This window comes from Pseudomonas sp. W5-36 (assembly GCF_046540455.1).
GTDB classification, from domain to species: Bacteria; Pseudomonadota; Gammaproteobacteria; order Pseudomonadales; family Pseudomonadaceae; genus Aquipseudomonas; species Aquipseudomonas graminis_B.
The window spans coordinates 40,420-58,615 of the sequence record NZ_JAXCIQ010000008.1 but is presented as its reverse complement, the minus strand read 5'-3'; the positions used below and the strand labels follow the sequence as shown (position 1 = coordinate 58,615).

Genomic DNA, 18,196 nt, shown 5'->3' with positions numbered 1-18,196 from the left:
TCTTTCACCTGTTTGTATCGGCAAGGCTCAACCCGCAGGCCGCGCAACGGCGGCCCACAACGTTGTGAGAAAAGAGTGGGTGGCCGCTGACGACCACCGTTGTGACGGGCTTTGTTTGAAGGCCCGGGCTCAGCGCGCGAGTTTCAGGGCCACGCGGGGCTCGGCCTGGGCCTGCAACGACCCATGGGCAGAGCGCGCCGAACACGGTTGCTGCTGATCGCCGAAGATCGATTCGACGACCTCCTGGGAACGGATCGCCAGCACCGACAACAGCGTGTCGCTCAAGCCGTGGCTGTCTTCGCAGCAACCCTGCAGGAAGATGCCCGCTTCGCTGCCGGGGGTCAGGGGCAAACGGTAGTGCCGGTCGACGTTGGCGCCCTCGATGTATTGCTGAATGCCCGAGAGCAGCTCCAGGTGATAGTCGCGGCGGTAGCCGGTGGCGAGCACGACAACGTCGAAGGACTCGCTGTGCATCTGGTCATGGGGCGCATCGCGCAGGAACAGCTCAATGCCGTCGGCGGCCACTTCGGCGTGGACCACTTCACGGTTGGTGAGCATGCGGTGACGCTCTTCGCCGCGCACCTTTTGCTGGTACATGCGCTGGAAAATCGTCTCGATCAGGTCGGTATCGACCACCGAATAGTTGGTGTTGCGGAATTCGTCGAACAGCGCGACGCGACGCTCCTGGCTGTGGTTGAAAATGGTGTCGGTGAATGACGGGTTGAAGATCTGATTGACGAAGGGGCTGTCATCGGAGGGCTTCAGCGCGCTGCCGCGAATCACCAGGGTGGCCTCGACATTGTCGAAACGCGAGGCCAGGTCTTCGAAGATTTCCGCCGCGCTCTGACCGCCGCCGACCACCGCCACGCGCACCGGGCCGGGGCGATTGGCGAGGAGTTTTTCGATGCCGCCGCGGTAGCCGGCAGAGTGCAGCACGCGGGCATCTTCCAGACCGTCGAAGGCCACTGGCGCCTGGGGAATGCCGCCGATGCCGAACACCAGATTGCGCGCGCGACGGCGGGAGATTTCGCCGTGCTCATCGCGGGACAACACGTCCATGGCGACGAAGCGGCCGTCTTCGAAATGCGGCTCGACCGACATCACTTCGGCACCGTAATGGGCCTGTTCGTTGAAGTGCGAGGCGGCCCAGGTCAGGTAATCGGTGTATTCCTCGCGGGTCGGGAAGAAGGTCTTCAGGTTGATGAAGTCCTGCAGGCGGCCGCGCTCGTTGAGGTAGTTGACGAAGGTGAAACGGCTGGCCGGATTGCGCAGGGTCACCAAGTCCTTGAGAAAGGAAATCTGCATGGTGGAACCGTCGATCAGCATGCCTTCGTGCCAGTTGAACGCCGGCTTTTTCTCGAGGAAACACACGTGGGGCGCCAGACCGCTGCGCTGGGCATGCTCCTGGGTGGCAATGGCCAAAGCCAGGTTCGACGGGCCGAAACCGATGCCGATGAAGTCGTAGACGAGTTCCATGCTTCCCTCTCGTAAGGCGCGATGCGCGATCGACTCCGGCAAGCCGCGCGACAAAATCGCTGGCGCCGGATGGCAGTTCACGCGCATCAAAAATTTTTAAGACTGATTCTCATTAACATGACGACTGAGGCTGACGGCTGTTTAGTCGCAGTCGCCGAAAATTCTTACAGCGCCTCTACTGTCTTCATCTGGTAGGCAGCGCCAATCTCTTCCACCGCGTCGCGGCTGGCGTTTTCCCGGCGATCACCCTGCAGTTCGCTGAGCTGCCCGGACTCCATCTTCACCAGGCGGTCGGCCAGGTCGAAATACTGGTCGTCGTGGCTGATGGCGAACACCGTCACGCCGGCTTTTTTGAACATCGGCAGCAGCTCGCGGTAGAAGAAGCGGCGGAACAGCGGGTCCTGATCGGCGGCCCATTCGTCCAGCAGCAGGATGTCGCGCTTCTCCAGCAGCGCCAGCATCAGCGCCAGGCGCTTGCGCTGCCCCTGGGAAAAACGCGTGTCGAGCAAGTGCCCGTCGGCGAGCTGCACCTTGTGCTTCATGTGCAGTTTTTCCAGCCAGTGGTCGACGTCAGCGACATCGGCGTTTTGCCCGTCGGCGCCGAGCAATTGAGCAAACAGGTGGAAGTCGGTGAACACGCTGGCGAACAGCTGACGGTAGGCCAGCCAGTCGTCCGAACCGATGACTTGGCCGTCGATCAGGATCGCCCCCGCCGACGGTCGATACAGGCCGCTGAGCAAGCGTGCCAGGCTGGACTTGCCGCTGCCGTTGCCACCCATGAGGAACACCGTTTCGCCCCGGCGCAGGGTCAGGTTGACCGGGCCGACATCGAAACCGGGCTCGTCGCCCTGGGGCGCGTAGTGGTATTCAACGTCACGCAGTTCGAGGGTCTGCCAGTGGCCGGCGATGTGGCTCGGGGCGACGGCAAAGCTTTCGTGGTGCTCGGCCAGGGCCAGGGACTCGACTTTATCCAGCGCCACGCGCCCGGAGATCTGCGCCGGAATCGCTGCCACCGCCAGCACCAGCGGCGTGCGCATGAACAGCACGGTCAGCGCGTAGGTCGCCGCCACTTCCGTCGGCGCCCAGCCCAGGCCGTTGGCCAGGTAAAACGCCAGGCCAATGGTGCCGAGGACCATGATGTTGGCCCAGTTGCTGGCCAGGCCGTGATAACGATCGGCCAGGGTGAAATGCTCGCGGTAGCGCTGGGCGGCGACGTCGAAGGTTTCCTCGTACAGCCGGCGCGCGCGGTCGCGGTTGAGGGTCAGCTCCTTGCGCCCGTCGATCACCCCTTGATAGCTCTGATAGAGCTTGTCTTCGGACTCACGCAGCGCGCGAATGTGGGCGTTGAGTTTGCCCACCAGCAACCAGCCCACCCCCAACGTGAACGCCATCCAGCACAGGGTGGTGATGAACAGAGACGGCGACAGCCAGGCCAGGTAACTGAACGACGCGACGCTGAGCACCGTGCCGTAGATCAGGTCCGGCAGCTGAACGAAGGCCATGGTCACGGCGCGAATGTCGCTGGACAGGCTGGCGAAAATCTTCGCCCCGCCGATGGATTCGATGCGCTCGATGTTGGTGTCCAGCAGGCGCTTTACCATCACCCGGCGCAGGCCGTAGACGAACCGGTGACCCAGCGCGGTCAGCGACAACGACGCCCCGGACGCCAGCGCCAGCAGCACGGCGAGCATCAGGCCGAACTGCCACAGCGCGGTGCCGAGGCCTTCGTGGCTGCTGATCATGCGTTGGTTGACGAAGGCAATCACGCCAACGCTCAACAACCCGCTGCTGACGCTCAGCAGCAGCACCATCGCAAGCGGCCAGCGGTATTGCTGGAAGACCAGACGAACTAATTTCATGGATGACTCCGGGCAGTGAAAACGGGGGACATGGCGCGGCGGTGCCTAGAGCTCGCCGAGCCGCGCGCGGCAGTGAGACAGGGTGTCGCGCAGGAGGAAATTGACCATGGTCGGCGAGGTGCCGATGACCTTGGCCACGTCGCGCTGGGTGTAGCCTTGGATCTGGCTGAGGTCGAAGACGATGCGCATGCGCTTGGGCAGTTCGTTGAGCGCCCCGACCAGCTGATCCAGTGACTCGCGACCGGCCAGCACACGTTCGGGGGACACCTCGAAACGTATCTGCTCTTCATGCTCGGCTTCGGCGCCGTGGTTGCGTTCAAGACGCTGGCGGCGAAGACGGTCGATGGACAGATTGCGCACGACGCGAAACATGTAGCGCGCCGGTTCCGCAGACGCCAAGTCGCTCTCGAGCATCTTCACGAACGCGTCCTGGACTACGTCCTCGGCGCGGGCGCGACAGCCAAGGAATTTTGCCGCCAGGCGCATCAGCGCCTCGCGGTGGGTGTTGTAGGTGCCCATCAGCGCCTCGAGGCGCGGGTCTCTCGCGCCACGGGTGGCGCCAACACAGGGTGAGCCGACCCGGGTGGGGTGGCTCATTGCAGGGCGAAAATCCATCTTGTTCGACATCCCTGGTAACAAAGGAACGCGAAGGATAACGCAAACGATTCTCATTGCAACGTAAGAAAGTTTACCGATTGGTGAAACTTTCTCGCCGCACCCTGAGTCGTTTCGGCCCTGCAATCCTTATTTCATCAGGCGCAGCTCCAGGTATTGCAGGAGCATGATGGTCTTGCCGTCATTGATTTCGCCGCTTTCCACCATGGCGACGGCCCGCTCGAAGTTCAGCTCCAGGACCTCGATATCCTCGCCCTCCTCTTCCAGTCCGCCGCCGTCGCTGACTCGATCGTCGGCCTGGTATTCGCCGATGAAAAAGTGAATGCACTCGGTCACTGAACCGGGGCTCATGAAGGCATCGAAGATTTTCTTCACCGAGCGCACGACGTAGCCGGTTTCTTCCTCGGCTTCCAGACGAATGCGTTCTTCGGGGCTGGCGTTGTCCAGCAATCCTGCTGCGGCTTCGATCAGATAACCGCTGTGACCGTTGACGAAGGCCGGCATGCGGAACTGGCGGGTCAGCACGACGGTGCGGCGTTCGAGGTTGTACAACAGAATCGTCGCGCCATTGCCCCGGTCGTACACCTCGCGGGTCTGCGACTGCCAACTGCCGTCGCGGCGTTGCAGCTCGAAGCTGTATTTCTTGAGCACGTACCAGTTGTCAGAGAGGAGTTGTTCATCGGTGATGCGGATGGGGGTGGAAGGCATGGTGGTCCTTATGGGTAGGGAGTGGTTGGATTTGGCTCATTGAGTTGGCGCAGCTGCAGGGATTTAAGCAACGACACGGAATTGTGAAAGTGACACGGATTTTGTGGGGGCGAGCTTGCTCGCGAAGAGGCCGAGGCATCCGTTACATCTCTGGCGCCTGAAATGACGTCTTCGCGAGCAAGCTCACTCCCACGTTGCCTGCATGTGCCACTTCATCTGCGTTCCTGGCAAAACCCCGAACTATTGTTTCCATCGATTGCCAACATAGTCACGAACGCCGTTCAGTTTGCCTGTGCAAATCCGGATGATGGCGACACTGATTAACCAGACAAGGATTTGCCCGCAATGTCCATCAACATGACCATTCTGTTGGCCCTCATCGTTTCGTTTTCCATCGCCCTGGTTGGCGTGGTGCATATCTGACACTGGCTGCAGATACGCATTAGGCGCCGAAGCCCGGTCCGGCACACCAGATCGGGCCATCGATCGTCACTTTTTACTCGTGAAACGCCGCTACCGTCTCCTTGCTGCCGACAAAAAAACTGTCGGCGACGATGCGCAGTGGCTGCAGATCCAGGTCGCTCTTGCCCCCGTCGATCAGGCGCGCGAAGTGCCCGTACATCGCCGGGTACTCGCCCTCCTCCGATACGGCCTGGGTCACGCCGTCGATGCTGACCTGCGCGCCGCCCGCGTCCAGACGCATCACGCCCTCGTCGCACTGCAGCTCGATTCTCCACTGCTCGTTGACGCTGTGATCGAAATCCAGTTCGGCAATCACCCGCACGTCCTCACCGGAACGCATCTGCAACGACGCTGCAATCGGCGACTGGCAGTTGCTCGGCACGCTGAGGTTCGCCGATTCGACGAACAGCGCGCGGGGCAGCAGTTCGGTGACGATCGACAACGCGTTGATCCCCGGATCGAACACGCCCAGCCCGCCCGCCTGCCAGATCCACGCCTGGCCCGGGTGCCATTTGCGCACCTGCTCTTTCCAGTCGATCCGCACCTGCTTGAGGGTCTTGCCTTCAAGCCATTGCGCCGCGTTGCCCACGCCCGGGGCAAAACGTGAATGCCAGGCGAATAGCCCGCTGACGCCCGCTGCGTTGACCTCGTCGATCAGGGCAAGGGCTTCACCGAGGGTCGAGCACGGCGGTTTTTCCACCAGCACGTGTTTGCCGGCTTTCAGCGCCTGTTCAACCAGCGCAAAACGCCCTTGGGGCGGCGTGCAAAAGGCGATGGCGTCCACCGCCGGGCCTTGGGCGAGCAACTCAGCCAGCGAGCTGAAATTGGGCACGCCCGGACAGTGCTGACCCAGCGTCGCCACAGCCACCAGCTCAAAGCGGTCACTGCCGTGGATCGCCGGCACATGCTGGTCCTGGGCGATCTTGCCGTAACCCACCAGCCCTAAACGAATCGGATGCATCGATGACTCCTGTGATGTTGTCGTTGTTATGACAGACGCGCCCCAAACGAGACGCGCTAAAGCAATTCAATGAAGCGGTGCTGCCTCGCCCTGCTGGTATTCGCGAGGGGTGCAGCCGAACTCCCGGCGGAACACGGTGTGCAGGTATTGCGCGGACTTGAAGCCGCAGTTTTGCGCGATGTCGGCGATGGCCGAGTCACCGTGTTTCAGCCCTGAAGCGGCGGCGGTCAGTTTGAAGCTCAGAATCTCGTCATGCACGCTGCAGCCGCGTTCCTTGCGAAAGTGTGATTCCAGGGAAGAACGGGAAATGCCGACGTAGCCCGCGACCTGGGCGGTCTTGATGCCCTGGCACGCGTACTGGCGAATGAAATGCAGCGCCTGCATGACGTACGGATTGCCCAGCGGCTGATGCAGGCTGGAGGCCTGAACGTTGATGGCCTCGGGTGGCACCAGAATCTGGCGAGCGGTCGAGGGCATGCCGTGGAGCATCTGGTGCAGCAACTGCGCCGCCGTGCGCCCCATCAGCTGGGTGCCTTGCGTCACCGAACTGAGCGGCACCCGCGTGAGGGTGCGGGTCAGCGGGTCGTTGTCGATGCCGATCAGCGCCACCTGCTCGGGCACCGCAATGCCCGCCGTCAGACACGCCTGCAGCAACTGCCGGGCGCGGGCGTCGCTGACGGCGATGATGCCGATGGGTTTGGGCAGGCTTTGCAGCCAGGTGATCTGCTGTTCGACGGCGCTGTCCCACAACGGTGCGCTGGTGCTCAGACCGCGATAGACCTCGCCGCGTAACCCGTCGCGCTGCAACAGCCGGCGAAAGGCTTTCTCACGCTCCTGGGCCCAGCGATTGCTCTGGGCTTCCGGCAGGCTGAAACAGGCGAAGCGCGTCAGACCCGCCTCGATCAGGTGCTCGTAGGCCAGCTTGATCAGGGCGAAGTTGTCGGTGGCCACGTAGGGAATGTGCTTCGGGTAGGCCCGCTCGTCCTCGTAGGAACCGCCCACGGCCACCACCGGCAAGGTGCTGCCGGCCAGCGCCTCGCCGATCAGCGGATCGTCGAAGTCGGCAATGATGCCGTCGCCGTGCCAGCGCTCGATGCCCTTCAAGCGGCAAAGAAAATCCTCCTCCAGAAACAGATCCCACGAGGCGCGGGTGCTGCTCAGGTAATTGCCGATGCCGGTGATGATGCCGCGGTCGTAGATCTTGCCGCCGTTGAACAACAGCGCGATGCGGTGAGCGGGCGGGACGGTTTTCATTATTGTTCCCCGGGCCTGTGAAGCGAGTCGGCACAGACTAGGCCTGCGCCGGGGGAATCTCAATACTCAAAATCGAACACCGAGTTGGTGATTTTCGCAATCGGCGCGGACGGGGCCGTTGCTAGTATCGGCACACAGGCAATAATACATCGCCCGTCAACGCTGGCAAGAATAATAAGGAAACCCCGATGCCCTGCTTCCCCGATGTCGACACCATTCGCTACGAAGGCCCCGGCAGCGAGTCGCCCCTCGCCTTCCGCCATTACGACGCCAACAAGATCATCCTCGGCAAGCCCATGCGCGAACACCTGCGCATGGCCGCCTGCTACTGGCACACCTTCGTCTGGCCCGGCGCGGATATGTTCGGCGTCGGCACCTTCAAGCGGCCATGGGTCAAACCGGGGGACGCCATGGAGCTGGCGCGCTTGAAGGCCGATGCAGCATTCGAATTCTTCTCCAAGCTGGGCATCGACTACTACAGTTTCCACGACACCGACGTCGCCCCCGAAGGCGCCAGTCTGAAAGAGTACAGCCGCAACTTCGCGCAGATGGTCGACGAACTCGAACGCCATCAGGAACAGAGCGGCATTCAGCTGCTGTGGGGCACCGCCAATTGCTTCAGCAACCCGCGCTTTGCGGCCGGCGCTGCGAGTAATCCGGACCCGGAAGTGTTCGCCTTTGCCGCCGCTCAGGTGTTCAGCGCGATGAACGCCACCCATCGGCTCAAGGGCTCGAACTACGTGCTGTGGGGTGGCCGCGAGGGTTACGAGACGCTGCTCAATACCGACCTTGCGCGCGAGCGCGAGCAACTGGGCCGCTTCATGGCCATGGTGGTCGAGCACAAACACAAGATCGGTTTTACCGGCGACCTGCTGATCGAGCCCAAACCCCAGGAGCCGACCAAGCACCAGTACGATTACGACACGGCCACGGTGTTCGGCTTTCTGCAACAGTTCGGCCTGGAGAAAGAGATCAAGGTCAATATCGAGGCCAACCACGCCACCCTCGCCGGCCACAGTTTTCACCATGAAATCGCCACGGCGGCGTCCCTCGGCATCTTCGGCAGCATCGACGCCAACCGCGGTGATCCGCAGAACGGCTGGGACACCGATCAGTTCCCCAACAGCGTCGAAGAGCTGACCCTGGCCACCTACGAAATCCTCAAGGCCGGCGGTTTCAAGAACGGCGGCTACAATTTCGATTCGAAAGTGCGCCGGCAGAGCCTGGACGAAATCGATCTGTTCTACGGCCACGTCGCGGCCATGGACGTCCTCGCGCTGTCGCTGGAACGGGCTGCTGCGATGATTCAGGACGATAAGCTGCAAGCGTTCAAGGACCAGCGCTACGCCGGCTGGGACCAACCGTTCGGGCGCGCCGTGCTGTCGGGGGATTTCAGCCTGGATTCTCTGGCGCAGCACGCCATGGACAACGAACTCAACCCGCAGGCCGTGAGCGGCCGCCAGGAAATGCTCGAAGGCGTGGTGAACCGGTTTATCTATCCCTGACAGCAGGCGCCCGCGATTCCCATGCAGGACCGGCGAGGTCATCACCAAATCCGCTGGATGGACGCGATGCTTTTCGTAGGACCGGCTTTAGCCGGGAAGAGGCCAATGCGTGCAACATTCATCTTGCGGTGTGACGCCAACAGCTTCCCGGCTAAAGCCGGTCCTACTAAGGGAATTGCGTTGGTTACATTCTCACGACAATTCCCTGCTCGCGGCGCGCGGCCAGTATCTACAGTTCCACCGGCAAACCCATACATGCTCGAAAAGTGTCTTTAAACAAAAATAACAGGACGCAATCCCATGAAGAGTTTCAAGACCACCCTGCTCGCCAGTGCTCTGGCCCTGCTCAGCCTGCCCGTCATGGCCGATTCGGCCCATCCGAAAATCGGCTTTTCCATCGATGACCTGCGCCTCGAACGCTGGGCCCGGGACCGCGATTACTTCGTCGCGGCAGCGGAGAAAATGGACGCCAAGGTCTACGTCCAGTCCGCCGATGCCAACGAAGGCAAACAGATCTCCCAGATCGAAAACCTGATCTCCCGCGGCGTCGACGTCATTGTCATCGTGCCGTTCAACGCCACCGTGCTGACCAACGCCGTCGCTGAAGCCAAGAAGGCCGGCATCAAAGTGGTGTCCTACGACCGGCTGATCCTCAACGCCGACATCGACGCCTATATCTCCTTCGATAACGAAAAAGTCGGCGAAATGCAGGCGGCGGGCGTGCTCAAAGCAGCCCCGAAAGGCAACTACTTCCTGCTCGGCGGGGCACCCACCGACAACAATGCCAAGGTCCTGCGCGAAGGCCAGATGAAAGTGCTGCAGCCAGCCATCGACAAGGGCGACATCAAGATTGTCGGCCAGCAGTGGGTCAAGGAATGGAACCCGACCGAAGCCCTGAGCATCGTCGAAAACGCCCTGACCAAAAACAACAACAAGATCGACGGCATCGTCGCCTCAAACGACGCCACCGCCGGCGGCGCGATTCAGGCTCTCGCTGCGCAGAAGCTGGCCGGCAAGGTGCCCATCTCCGGGCAAGACGCCGACCTGGCAGCGGTCAAGCGCGTGATCGACGGCACCCAGACCATGACCGTCTACAAACCGCTGAAACTGATCGCCTCGGAAGCGGCAAAACTGTCCGTGCAACTGGCGCGCAATGAAAAGCCTACGTACAGCTCGCAGTACGACAACGGCACGAAGAAGGTCGACACCATCCTCCTGACCCCGACGCCGCTGACCAAGGACAACATCGATCTGCTGGAGAAGGACGGGTTTTACACCAAGGATCAGATCGCCGGGAAGTGATCACTTTTTGCAGATTGCCATAGCTGCAGTGTGACCCCTGCACCGACACCTGTAGGAGCGTGGCTTGTCCCGCGAGCGGCGGGGAACCCGTCGTAAAACCTGACACTGTGGTTTGCCTGACACAACGCGTCTGCTGAATTTACGACTGATTCGAAGCCGGTCGCGGGACACGCCGCGCTCCTGCACAAGAACTCCGGCCTGTCCTGGAATACCGCGCCATGTCCGACTATCTGCTGCAAATGAACGGCATCGTCAAATCCTTCGGCGGCGTCAAGGCGCTCAATGGCATCGACATCAAGGTGCGGGCCGGCGAATGCGTCGGCCTGTGCGGCGAGAACGGCGCCGGCAAATCGACCCTGATGAAAGTCCTCTCGGCGGTCTATCCCCACGGCACCTGGGAGGGTGAAATCCTCTGGGACGGCCAGCCGCTGAAGGCGCAATCCATCAGCGAAACCGAGGCCGCCGGGATCGTCATCATTCACCAGGAACTCACCCTCGTCCCCGACCTGTCGGTGGCGGAAAACATCTTCATGGGCCATGAACTGACCCTGCCGGGCGGGCGGATGAATTACCCGGCTATGATTCACCGCGCCGAAGCCCTGATGCGCGAACTGAAAGTGCCGGACATGAACGTCGCCCTGCCGGTCTCGCAATACGGCGGCGGCTATCAGCAACTCGTGGAGATCGCCAAGGCGCTGAACAAGCAGGCGCGACTGCTGATCCTCGACGAACCCTCTTCAGCCCTGACCCGCTCGGAAATCGACGTCCTGCTCGACATCATTCGCGAGCTCAAAGCCAAGGGCGTCGCCTGCGTCTACATTTCCCACAAGCTCGATGAAGTCGCTGCCGTCTGCGACACCATCTCGGTGATCCGCGACGGCAAACACATCGCGACCACGGCCATGGCCGACATGGACATTCCCAGCATCATCACGCAGATGGTCGGCCGCGAGATGAGCAATCTCTACCCCACCGAACCCCACAGCGTCGGTGAGGTGATTTTCGAGGCGCGCCACGTCACCTGCTACGACGTCGACAACCCGAAGCGCAAACGCGTGGACGACATCTCCTTCGTGCTCAGGCGCGGAGAAATCCTCGGCATCGCCGGGCTGGTCGGGGCCGGCCGCACCGAACTGGTCTCGGCACTGTTCGGCGCTTACCCGGGACGCTACATCGGCGAAGTGTGGCTGGACGGTAAAGCCATCGACACGCGCACACCGCTCAAATCCATCCGCGCGGGGCTGTGCATGGTCCCCGAGGACCGCAAACGCCAAGGCATCATTCCCGACCTTGGCGTCGGTCAGAACATCACCCTCGCCGTGCTCGACAGCTTCGCCCACCTGACGCGAATCGACGCCGAAGCCGAGCTGGGCAGCATCGACAAGGAAATCGCGCGCATGCACCTGAAGACCGCGAGCCCGTTCCTGCCGATCACCAGCCTGTCCGGCGGCAATCAGCAAAAAGCCGTGCTGGCGAAGATGCTGCTGACGAAGCCGCGGGTGCTGATACTCGACGAGCCCACTCGCGGTGTGGACGTTGGCGCCAAGTACGAGATCTACAAACTGATGGGTGCGCTGGCGGCCAGCGGCGTGTCGATCATCATGGTGTCGTCGGAGCTGGCCGAAGTGCTCGGCGTCTCCGACCGGGTGCTGGTGATCGGCGACGGCCAGCTGCGCGGGGACTTCATCAACGAAGGGCTGACCCAGGAACAGGTGCTCGCGGCCGCACTCAGTCAGTCCGGCGACACTGCGCACAACAAAAACAATAACGACCGGCCCGGTGCTGTGGGAGACGCGCGTCAATGAATCAACTCAAGCAACTGTTCACCCGCTACAAAATGCTCGCGCTGGTGATCGCCATCGCGGTCATCTGGCTGTTCTTCAGTTGGGAAACCGACGGGGGCTTTCTGACGCCGCGCAATCTGTCCAATCTGCTGCGGCAGATGTCGATCACCGGGATTCTGGCCTGCGGCATGGTGCTTGTAATCATCAGCGGTGAGATCGATCTGTCGGTGGGGTCGTTGCTCGGCCTGCTCGGCGGCGTGGCGGCGATTCTCGACGTGGTCTACCACCTGCCGCTGCCGCTGAACCTGTGCATCGTCGCCGGCTGCGGGCTGTTGATCGGTCTGGCCAACGGCTGCATGACCGCGTACCTGCGCATCCCGTCATTCATCGTCGGCCTGGGCGGCATGCTCGCGTTTCGCGGGATTCTGCTGGGAATCACCGGCGGGACCACCATTGCGCCGGTGTCGCCGGAGCTGGTCTACATCGGCCAGGGGTATCTGCCGCCGCTGGTGGGGATCGTGCTTGGCGTGCTGCTCTTCGCGCTGACGCTGTTCCTGACCTGGCGTCAGCGCAGCAACCGCGCTTTGCACGGGCTCGCGGCCCATTCACTGGTTCGGGATGTGGTGCGGGTCGTGGCGATTGGCGCCGTCCTGGCAGGCTTCGTCTACACGCTGAACAGCTACGACGGGATTCCGGTGCCGGTCCTGCTGCTGTTGGTCCTGCTCGGCGTGTTCAGCTACATCACCCCAGACCGTGTTCGGCCGGCGCATCTACTCGGTGGGCAGCAACATGGAAGCCACGCGGCTTTCCGGCATCAATGTGCAGGCGGTGAAATTGTGGATCTTCGGCATCATGGGCGTCATGTGCGCCCTCGCCGGCCTGGTCAACACCGCGCGCCTGGCTGCGGGTTCGCCGTCGGCGGGCAACATGGGTGAACTCGACGCCATCGCCGCCTGCTTCATCGGCGGCACCTCCATGCGCGGCGGCTCGGGCACCGTCTACGGCGCCCTGCTCGGCGCCCTCGTCATCACCAGCCTCGACAACGGCATGTCCATGCTCGACGTCGACAGCTACTGGCAGATGATCGTCAAGGGCAGCATTCTGGTGCTGGCGGTGTGGGTGGATGTGAGCACGCGGGCGGGACGGCGATGATTGTCAATGGGCTTGAGCCACGGCATTTTCAGCGCCTGTAATAGAGCCTTCGCGAGCAAGCTCCCACAGAATGGTGGTCAGGCTAGGGATTTTCGGTTGTTGCAAAACCTGTGGGAGTGAGCTTGCTCACGAAGGCGCCGGAACAACCGCCACATTTTCAGCGCCTGAAATACAGCCTTCGCGAGCAAGGTGGAGCGCCACCCCGGTCGCTCCCACACAAGGATTCCGCTTCAAGCCAATATGCGCGCCCGGCGCTGGAAGCAGTAGGCCACTCACCGCCCCTCCAGCAACTCCCCCGCCCGATCCAGCAACCCCAGCGGATCGTCCGTCTTGTGAATGTCCACCGAGAGCATCTGCCGAAATTTGCGCGCGCCGGGGAAGCCGGTGCCCAGGCCCAGCACGTGGCGGGTGATGTGGTGCATGGAGCCGCCGTCGCGTAGGTGCGCTTCCACATAGGGGCGCATCAGCGCCAGGGCTTCGGCGCGGGTGATCTGCGGGGCGTCGCTGCCGAACAGTTCGCGGTCCACGCCGGCCAGCAGGTAGGGATTGTGATACGCCTCGCGGCCAAGCATCACGCCGTCGAAGGTGTTCAGGTGCGCCTGGCACTGCTCCAGAGTCTTGATGCCGCCGTTGAGGATGATCTCCAGTTCGGGGAAGTCCTGCTTCAACTGCGCGGCGATGTCATAACGCAGCGGCGGAATGTCACGGTTTTCCTTGGGCGACAGGCCCTCGAGAATGGCGATACGTGCATGCACAGTGAAGCTCGTGCAGCCGGCGTCGCGAACGGTGCCAACGAACTCGCACAGCTGCTCGTAACTGTCGCGGCCGTTGATGCCGATGCGGTGCTTGACGGTCACCGGAATCGTCACGGCGTCGCGCATGGCCTTGACGCAATCGGCCACCAACTGCGGATGCCCCATCAAAACCGCGCCGATCATGTTGTTCTGCACGCGATCGCTCGGGCAACCGACGTTGAGGTTGACCTCATCGTACCCCGCGGCCTGCGCCAGACGCGCGCTGGCAGCAAGGTCGGCCGGGTTGCTGCCACCTAATTGCAAGGCCAGCGGATGCTCCGTTTCGTCATGGCGCAAAAAGCGCTCGGTATCGCCGTGCAGCAACGCGCCGGTGGTCACCATTTCGGTGTACAGCAGCGCATTTTTCGACAGCAGACGCAGGAAGAAACGGCAGTGACGGTCCGTCCAGTCCATCATCGGGGCCACGGAAAAACGCCGTGAGGGCTCGGACGGAAGGCGGTCGGTACGGGGTTCTGTGATAGGCAACATGGGCGCAATTAGCAGGTCGGGCGAAGGAGGACGCGCATTCTAACAGCTCGCCCGCCAGGCTGAAGCCGATCCGGCTGAAAAGACACCCTCTGCAGAACCGGTTCCATCCTGACATTAATGGCCCAAGTGTTCAGAACTTATAACAACTTAATCGATACCGCACAGTCCTACACTTAGCGACCCTCCTAAACATTAGCACGCTAACAACCGCCTTTTAAAACACGCTTTTTACACGCCCATAGACGCTGGCGTTATTAACGCCATCGCCCGATGGATTCTTTGACGCCATTAATTCGCAACCTGGTTAATCCATGACTCTTTAAACAGGGTTATTTAAATAAGAAAGGAAGTTGACGCCAACAAAATAAATGAACTTTATTTTAACTCACCACTGGCAAAGTATTTTTATTGAGATATAACAAGTAACAACCTGCACACACGAACGTACAAACATGACAACCCTTAAGTTCATCGGCCTCTGGCTGCTGCCTCTGTGCGCCGCCACCACGGCGTTTGCTCAGCCCAGCGTGAATACTTCCGCGACGGTTGAACAACACCGGACGCTTAACCATCGTGACGTCGGCGGTATTGTGATCGGGCAGACCATGACGCTGGCAGGCCGAACGTTTTATGACAGTTTCGCAAACACCTGGCGTGAGAAAGATCAAGCGGAAACATTCACCGTCACTATTACCGAGCGGCCCACGGCGCGTTTAGGCAGCCAGGTATTCGTGGATTACGGCAATCGCCGGTTATTTCAAATGTTCCTGCCACCCAATCGAACGCTTATTCCGGCCATTGCCGCCGACGCGGCCGGTCAGGTGTATCAGGGCATCCTTGATTATCAATTGGCACAATTCTTTGGCGACCCGGACATGGGACGAGACGAGCTATGAAAGCACTCACTATTAACCGCAGTTTGGTGGTTGTTGCCAGCCTCGCCTTGATGGCCGGCATGGGGTCAGGCGTCCAGGCCAGCGAACTGGCGTATGTCCCGAACAACCCGTCATTTGGCGGCAATCCGTTGAACGGCCCGGTGCTGCTCAATCAGGCGCAGGCGCAAAACCATTACGTCGAAAAGTCTTCATCGTCCGGCGCCTACGCCGGGCAGACCGCGCTGACCCAGTTCAACAGCATGTTGCAGAGCGCCATCCTCAGCCGGGTGTCGTCGGCGGTCACGTCCAGCATCGTCGGTACCAACGGCCAACTGGTGCCGGGCACCGTCGAAACCACTGACTTCCGCATCGCAATCACCAACCTGCAAGGCGGCCTGCTGCAGATCGTCACCACCGACAAGAACACCGGCCAGACCACCCAGTTTCAAGTGAATCAACCGTAACACCCGTCGCACCCGCTACCCCGCAACACCCCACTACCCAACTGAATAAGGAAGATCACCATGCAAGCACGCAAATCCTTACTGTCTCTGGCCATCCTGTTTGCTGTCTCCGGTGCGGCCATGGCCGACTCCAGCACCGTCAACACCACCCAGGCAGGTTCTGACAACGGACTGAACGTCGAGCAACGCGGCGCCACCCAGTCCACTGTCACCGTTAATCAGAACGGCGGCCGTAACACCGCAGGCGCTATCAACCAGACGGCCACTTACAGCAACCTGACGATCAATCAGACCGGCTACTACAACCTCAGCAGCGCCAAACAGGCCGGGAACAACAATACCGGCTCCATCACTCAGAACGGCGGCGGCCCTCAGCCGCAGATCGCCAGCCTGGATCAGTCCGGCGGCTACAGCAAAGCCAGCATTGATCAACAGAGCAACCACAGCACCAGCGCCTCCATCACCCAGGGCGGCGGTAACAACAACACCGCCAGCACTTCGCAGATCGGCAATAGCACGCGCGTCGGCACGACTGTCTCCCAAGCCGGCAGCTACAACCTGGCGACTGTTTCGCAAGAGAGAAATAACAACACCGTCACCAGCAGCGTCACCCAGGCGGGCAACAGCAATACCGGGATTGTTTCGCAACAGCATAACGCCCAGCAGGTGTCCGCCACTCTGCAACAGAACGGCAACTACAACGTCGGCTCGATCCAGCAGAACGACACCCTCGTCACCACAGCCAAGGCTCAACAGCGCGGCGATTTCAACACGCTTTCCGTTTCGCAGAACGGCTCTCTGCTGAACGCCGACGTCCAGCAGAACGGCAACAACAACTACGCGTCCAGCACCCAGACCGGCCTTAACAACGAAGATACGCTGCTGCAGACCGGCAACAACAACCGCGCGGCTGTGAGCCAGACCGGCACCGGCACTTACCTCTCCACCAACGCCGTTCGCCTGACTCAGTCCGGCAACAACATGGTCGCCAACGTCAGCCAGACCGGCGGCAGCGGCAACGTGGCAACGATCTACCAACACTAAGATGGTGTACCCCGCCAGGTTCTGGCGGGGTTTTCTTGCGGGAAGAAAAAGAATGCGCGTCCGCCCCCTCATGTTGATCGTCACCGCCGTCATGCTGATTGCCGGCTGCACCACGTCCCGCCCTGCCGCGACCATTTCCCCGGCCACGCTGTCGCCTGCGACCCAGAGCCTGCGTGACCTGACTCACCTGCCGCCGCCCGCTGGCCCCATCAGCGTTGCGGTGTACGGCCTGCGCGACCAGACCGGGCAATACAAACCGTCCCCCGACAGCTCGTTTTCCACCTCGGTGACCCAGGGCGCCGCGTCGCTGCTGATCAGCGCCCTGCGGGACTCACGCTGGTTCAAGCCGGTGGAACGCGAAAACCTTCAGGACCTGCTGACCGAGCGCAAAATCATCCGCGCCCTGGAGCAGCCCCAGGACCAGGCCCAGGTGCAACTGCCTGCGCTGCGACCCGCGAACATGATCATCGAAGGCGCCATCGTCGCCTACGAAAGCAATGTGCGCACCGGCGGCATCGGCGTTCGCTATCTGGGTGTCGGGCCCTCGGAGCTTTACCGTCAGGATCAGGTGACCGTTAACCTGAGGGCGGTGGACATCCGCACCGGTGACATCATCCAGAGCATCACCACCACCAAGACCATATTCTCGATCCAGGTCGATTTCGGCATCTTCCGTTTCGTCTCCCTCAAGCACCTGCTGGAGGTGGAGACCGGCGTGTCACGCAACGAGCCCGTGCAGCAATGCGTGCGCGAAGCCATCGAGACGGCGCTGATCCACATGATTGCCCAAGGTGCGCGGGACGGTAGCTGGAACCTGAAAAATCCCACTGACCTGAACAAACCGCTGCTGCAGAGTTACCTGCAGAGCTACGACGAACAGATGACCACCTTGCCGCTGGCTGACGCGGACAAGGACATCGTTGCCACAGGAGAGAAAAATGGAACGCAACGCTAAAGGATTCGGCTGGGTCGCAGCGGCACTGCTGCTCACCGGCACGCTCGCCCAGGCGCAGGATCTGGTGCGCGAAGCACGCTACGCGGACATCACCGTCGGCAACAGCGTCGCCACCATCTTGCAGATCGGCGCCTATAACACTGCGCGCGTCGATCAAAGCGGGGCCCGACAGAATCAGGCCGTGAGCCAGACCGGCAGTCGCAACCAGGCGGTGGTCAACCAGAGCGGCGTCAACAACGCGCTCACCGCCCAGCAGTACGGCACAGCGAACACCGCGCAGGTCAGCCAGTCGGGCAACAACAACCAGACCGGCGTGATGCAGAACGGCACCGACAACGCCGCGAGCGTGGTGCAGACCGGCGCCTACAATCAGGCCTTCGTCGGGCAGTACGGTCAGGCCAACCAGGCCAGCGTTACCCAGGCCGGATCGGGCGGCGCCGTCTCCATCAAGCAGTTCGGCGACAACATGAACGCCAGCGCGACCCAACGGTGACCTT

The 18,196-nt window shown here is 61.5% G+C and carries 15 protein-coding genes and 1 pseudogene; 9 read left to right on the top strand and 7 right to left on the bottom strand.

The window, feature by feature from the left end:
* Positions 1–129: 129 nt before the first annotated feature.
* The 6 genes from SLW74_RS15425 to SLW74_RS15400 all read right to left on the bottom strand — a co-directional run bounded on the left by SLW74_RS15425 (position 130) and on the right by SLW74_RS15400 (position 7,335).
* Positions 130–1,476 (bottom strand): lysine N(6)-hydroxylase/L-ornithine N(5)-oxygenase family protein, encoded by a 1,347-nt coding sequence (locus SLW74_RS15425; RefSeq protein ID WP_192134214.1) that lies wholly within the window; start codon positions 1,474–1,476, stop codon positions 130–132.
* 164 nt (positions 1,477–1,640) lie between these two features.
* A complete protein-coding gene (locus SLW74_RS15420) occupies positions 1,641–3,335 on the bottom strand; it encodes a multidrug ABC transporter permease/ATP-binding protein (RefSeq protein ID WP_410929404.1) in 1,695 nt (564 codons plus the stop codon).
* Between the two features lie 45 nt (positions 3,336–3,380).
* The gene (locus tag SLW74_RS15415; protein ID WP_410929403.1) at positions 3,381–3,932 is read right to left on the bottom strand and encodes a sigma-70 family RNA polymerase sigma factor; all 552 of its coding nucleotides are present in this window, start codon (positions 3,930–3,932) and stop codon (positions 3,381–3,383) included.
* Positions 3,933–4,079: 147 nt separating this feature from the next.
* Positions 4,080–4,658: a GDP-mannose pyrophosphatase NudK gene (gene nudK, locus SLW74_RS15410; protein WP_410929402.1), complete on the bottom strand. Its 579-nt coding sequence runs from the start codon at positions 4,656–4,658 to the stop codon at positions 4,080–4,082.
* A 496-nt stretch (positions 4,659–5,154) separates the two neighbouring features.
* Positions 5,155–6,081, bottom strand: a complete 927-nt coding sequence (locus tag SLW74_RS15405) for a Gfo/Idh/MocA family protein (protein ID WP_410929401.1) — start codon at positions 6,079–6,081, stop codon at positions 5,155–5,157.
* 66 nt (positions 6,082–6,147) lie between these two features.
* Positions 6,148–7,335, bottom strand: a complete 1,188-nt coding sequence (locus tag SLW74_RS15400; RefSeq protein ID WP_410929400.1) for a XylR family transcriptional regulator — start codon at positions 7,333–7,335, stop codon at positions 6,148–6,150.
* 188 nt (positions 7,336–7,523) lie between these two features.
* Between SLW74_RS15400 and xylA the strand changes: the two genes are divergently transcribed.
* The 4 genes and pseudogenes from xylA to SLW74_RS15380 all read left to right on the top strand — a co-directional run bounded on the left by xylA (position 7,524) and on the right by SLW74_RS15380 (position 13,078).
* Positions 7,524–8,840 carry a xylose isomerase gene (gene xylA / locus SLW74_RS15395; RefSeq protein WP_410929399.1) on the top strand — a complete coding sequence of 439 codons (1,317 nt, stop codon included), beginning with the start codon at positions 7,524–7,526 and terminating at the stop codon, positions 8,838–8,840.
* A gap of 300 nt (positions 8,841–9,140) precedes the next feature.
* Positions 9,141–10,142: a D-xylose ABC transporter substrate-binding protein gene (xylF, locus tag SLW74_RS15390; protein WP_065989643.1), complete on the top strand. Its 1,002-nt coding sequence runs from the start codon at positions 9,141–9,143 to the stop codon at positions 10,140–10,142.
* A gap of 218 nt (positions 10,143–10,360) precedes the next feature.
* Positions 10,361–11,947, top strand: a complete 1,587-nt coding sequence (gene xylG, locus SLW74_RS15385; protein ID WP_410929398.1) for a D-xylose ABC transporter ATP-binding protein — start codon at positions 10,361–10,363, stop codon at positions 11,945–11,947.
* Positions 11,944–13,078 (top strand): annotated as a pseudogene (locus SLW74_RS15380) (sugar ABC transporter permease). Before xylG ends, SLW74_RS15380 begins: the two are co-directional and overlap by 4 nt.
* A gap of 272 nt (positions 13,079–13,350) precedes the next feature.
* On the opposite strand, the gene dusA reads toward SLW74_RS15380, so the two are convergent.
* Positions 13,351–14,361 (bottom strand): tRNA dihydrouridine(20/20a) synthase DusA, encoded by a 1,011-nt coding sequence (dusA, locus tag SLW74_RS15375; protein ID WP_065989637.1) that lies wholly within the window; start codon positions 14,359–14,361, stop codon positions 13,351–13,353.
* A 452-nt stretch (positions 14,362–14,813) separates the two neighbouring features.
* On the opposite strand from dusA, the gene SLW74_RS15370 reads away from it, so the two are divergent.
* From SLW74_RS15370 to SLW74_RS15350, 5 genes are read left to right on the top strand one after another with little or no spacing between them, the layout of a single operon-like run.
* Positions 14,814–15,257 carry a CsgE family curli-type amyloid fiber assembly protein gene (locus SLW74_RS15370; protein ID WP_410929397.1) on the top strand — a complete coding sequence of 148 codons (444 nt, stop codon included), beginning with the start codon at positions 14,814–14,816 and terminating at the stop codon, positions 15,255–15,257.
* A complete protein-coding gene (locus SLW74_RS15365; RefSeq protein ID WP_197986036.1) occupies positions 15,254–15,700 on the top strand; it encodes a curli assembly protein CsgF in 447 nt (148 codons plus the stop codon). The genes SLW74_RS15370 and SLW74_RS15365 overlap by 4 nt, the downstream gene beginning before the upstream one ends.
* Before the next feature lie 60 nt (positions 15,701–15,760).
* Entirely contained in the window at positions 15,761–16,744 is a 984-nt protein-coding gene (locus SLW74_RS15360; RefSeq protein ID WP_065989631.1) for a hypothetical protein, read from the top strand.
* A gap of 52 nt (positions 16,745–16,796) precedes the next feature.
* Positions 16,797–17,699 (top strand): CsgG/HfaB family protein, encoded by a 903-nt coding sequence (locus SLW74_RS15355; RefSeq protein WP_065989627.1) that lies wholly within the window; start codon positions 16,797–16,799, stop codon positions 17,697–17,699.
* Complete coding sequence (locus SLW74_RS15350) at positions 17,683–18,192, top strand: curlin-associated protein (protein ID WP_065989623.1); 510 nt, start codon at positions 17,683–17,685, stop codon at positions 18,190–18,192. The genes SLW74_RS15355 and SLW74_RS15350 overlap by 17 nt, the downstream gene beginning before the upstream one ends.
* Positions 18,193–18,196: the final 4 nt, after the last annotated feature.

What these genes read in the sequence shown, in the direction of transcription:
- SLW74_RS15425 (WP_192134214.1), bottom strand. Translation starts at nt 1,476, where the DNA reads ATGGAACTCGTCTACGACTTCATCGGCATCGGTTTCGGCCCGTCGAAC.
- SLW74_RS15420 (WP_410929404.1), bottom strand. Translation starts at nt 3,335, where the DNA reads ATGAAATTAGTTCGTCTGGTCTTCCAGCAATACCGCTGGCCGCTTGCG.
- SLW74_RS15415 (WP_410929403.1), bottom strand. Translation starts at nt 3,932, where the DNA reads ATGAGCCACCCCACCCGGGTCGGCTCACCCTGTGTTGGCGCCACCCGT.
- nudK (WP_410929402.1), bottom strand. Translation starts at nt 4,658, where the DNA reads ATGCCTTCCACCCCCATCCGCATCACCGATGAACAACTCCTCTCTGAC.
- SLW74_RS15405 (WP_410929401.1), bottom strand. Translation starts at nt 6,081, where the DNA reads ATGCATCCGATTCGTTTAGGGCTGGTGGGTTACGGCAAGATCGCCCAG.
- SLW74_RS15400 (WP_410929400.1), bottom strand. Translation starts at nt 7,335, where the DNA reads ATGAAAACCGTCCCGCCCGCTCACCGCATCGCGCTGTTGTTCAACGGC.
- xylA (WP_410929399.1), top strand. Translation starts at nt 7,524, where the DNA reads ATGCCCTGCTTCCCCGATGTCGACACCATTCGCTACGAAGGCCCCGGC.
- xylF (WP_065989643.1), top strand. Translation starts at nt 9,141, where the DNA reads ATGAAGAGTTTCAAGACCACCCTGCTCGCCAGTGCTCTGGCCCTGCTC.
- xylG (WP_410929398.1), top strand. Translation starts at nt 10,361, where the DNA reads ATGTCCGACTATCTGCTGCAAATGAACGGCATCGTCAAATCCTTCGGC.
- dusA (WP_065989637.1), bottom strand. Translation starts at nt 14,361, where the DNA reads ATGTTGCCTATCACAGAACCCCGTACCGACCGCCTTCCGTCCGAGCCC.
- SLW74_RS15370 (WP_410929397.1), top strand. Translation starts at nt 14,814, where the DNA reads ATGACAACCCTTAAGTTCATCGGCCTCTGGCTGCTGCCTCTGTGCGCC.
- SLW74_RS15365 (WP_197986036.1), top strand. Translation starts at nt 15,254, where the DNA reads ATGAAAGCACTCACTATTAACCGCAGTTTGGTGGTTGTTGCCAGCCTC.
- SLW74_RS15360 (WP_065989631.1), top strand. Translation starts at nt 15,761, where the DNA reads ATGCAAGCACGCAAATCCTTACTGTCTCTGGCCATCCTGTTTGCTGTC.
- SLW74_RS15355 (WP_065989627.1), top strand. Translation starts at nt 16,797, where the DNA reads ATGCGCGTCCGCCCCCTCATGTTGATCGTCACCGCCGTCATGCTGATT.
- SLW74_RS15350 (WP_065989623.1), top strand. Translation starts at nt 17,683, where the DNA reads ATGGAACGCAACGCTAAAGGATTCGGCTGGGTCGCAGCGGCACTGCTG.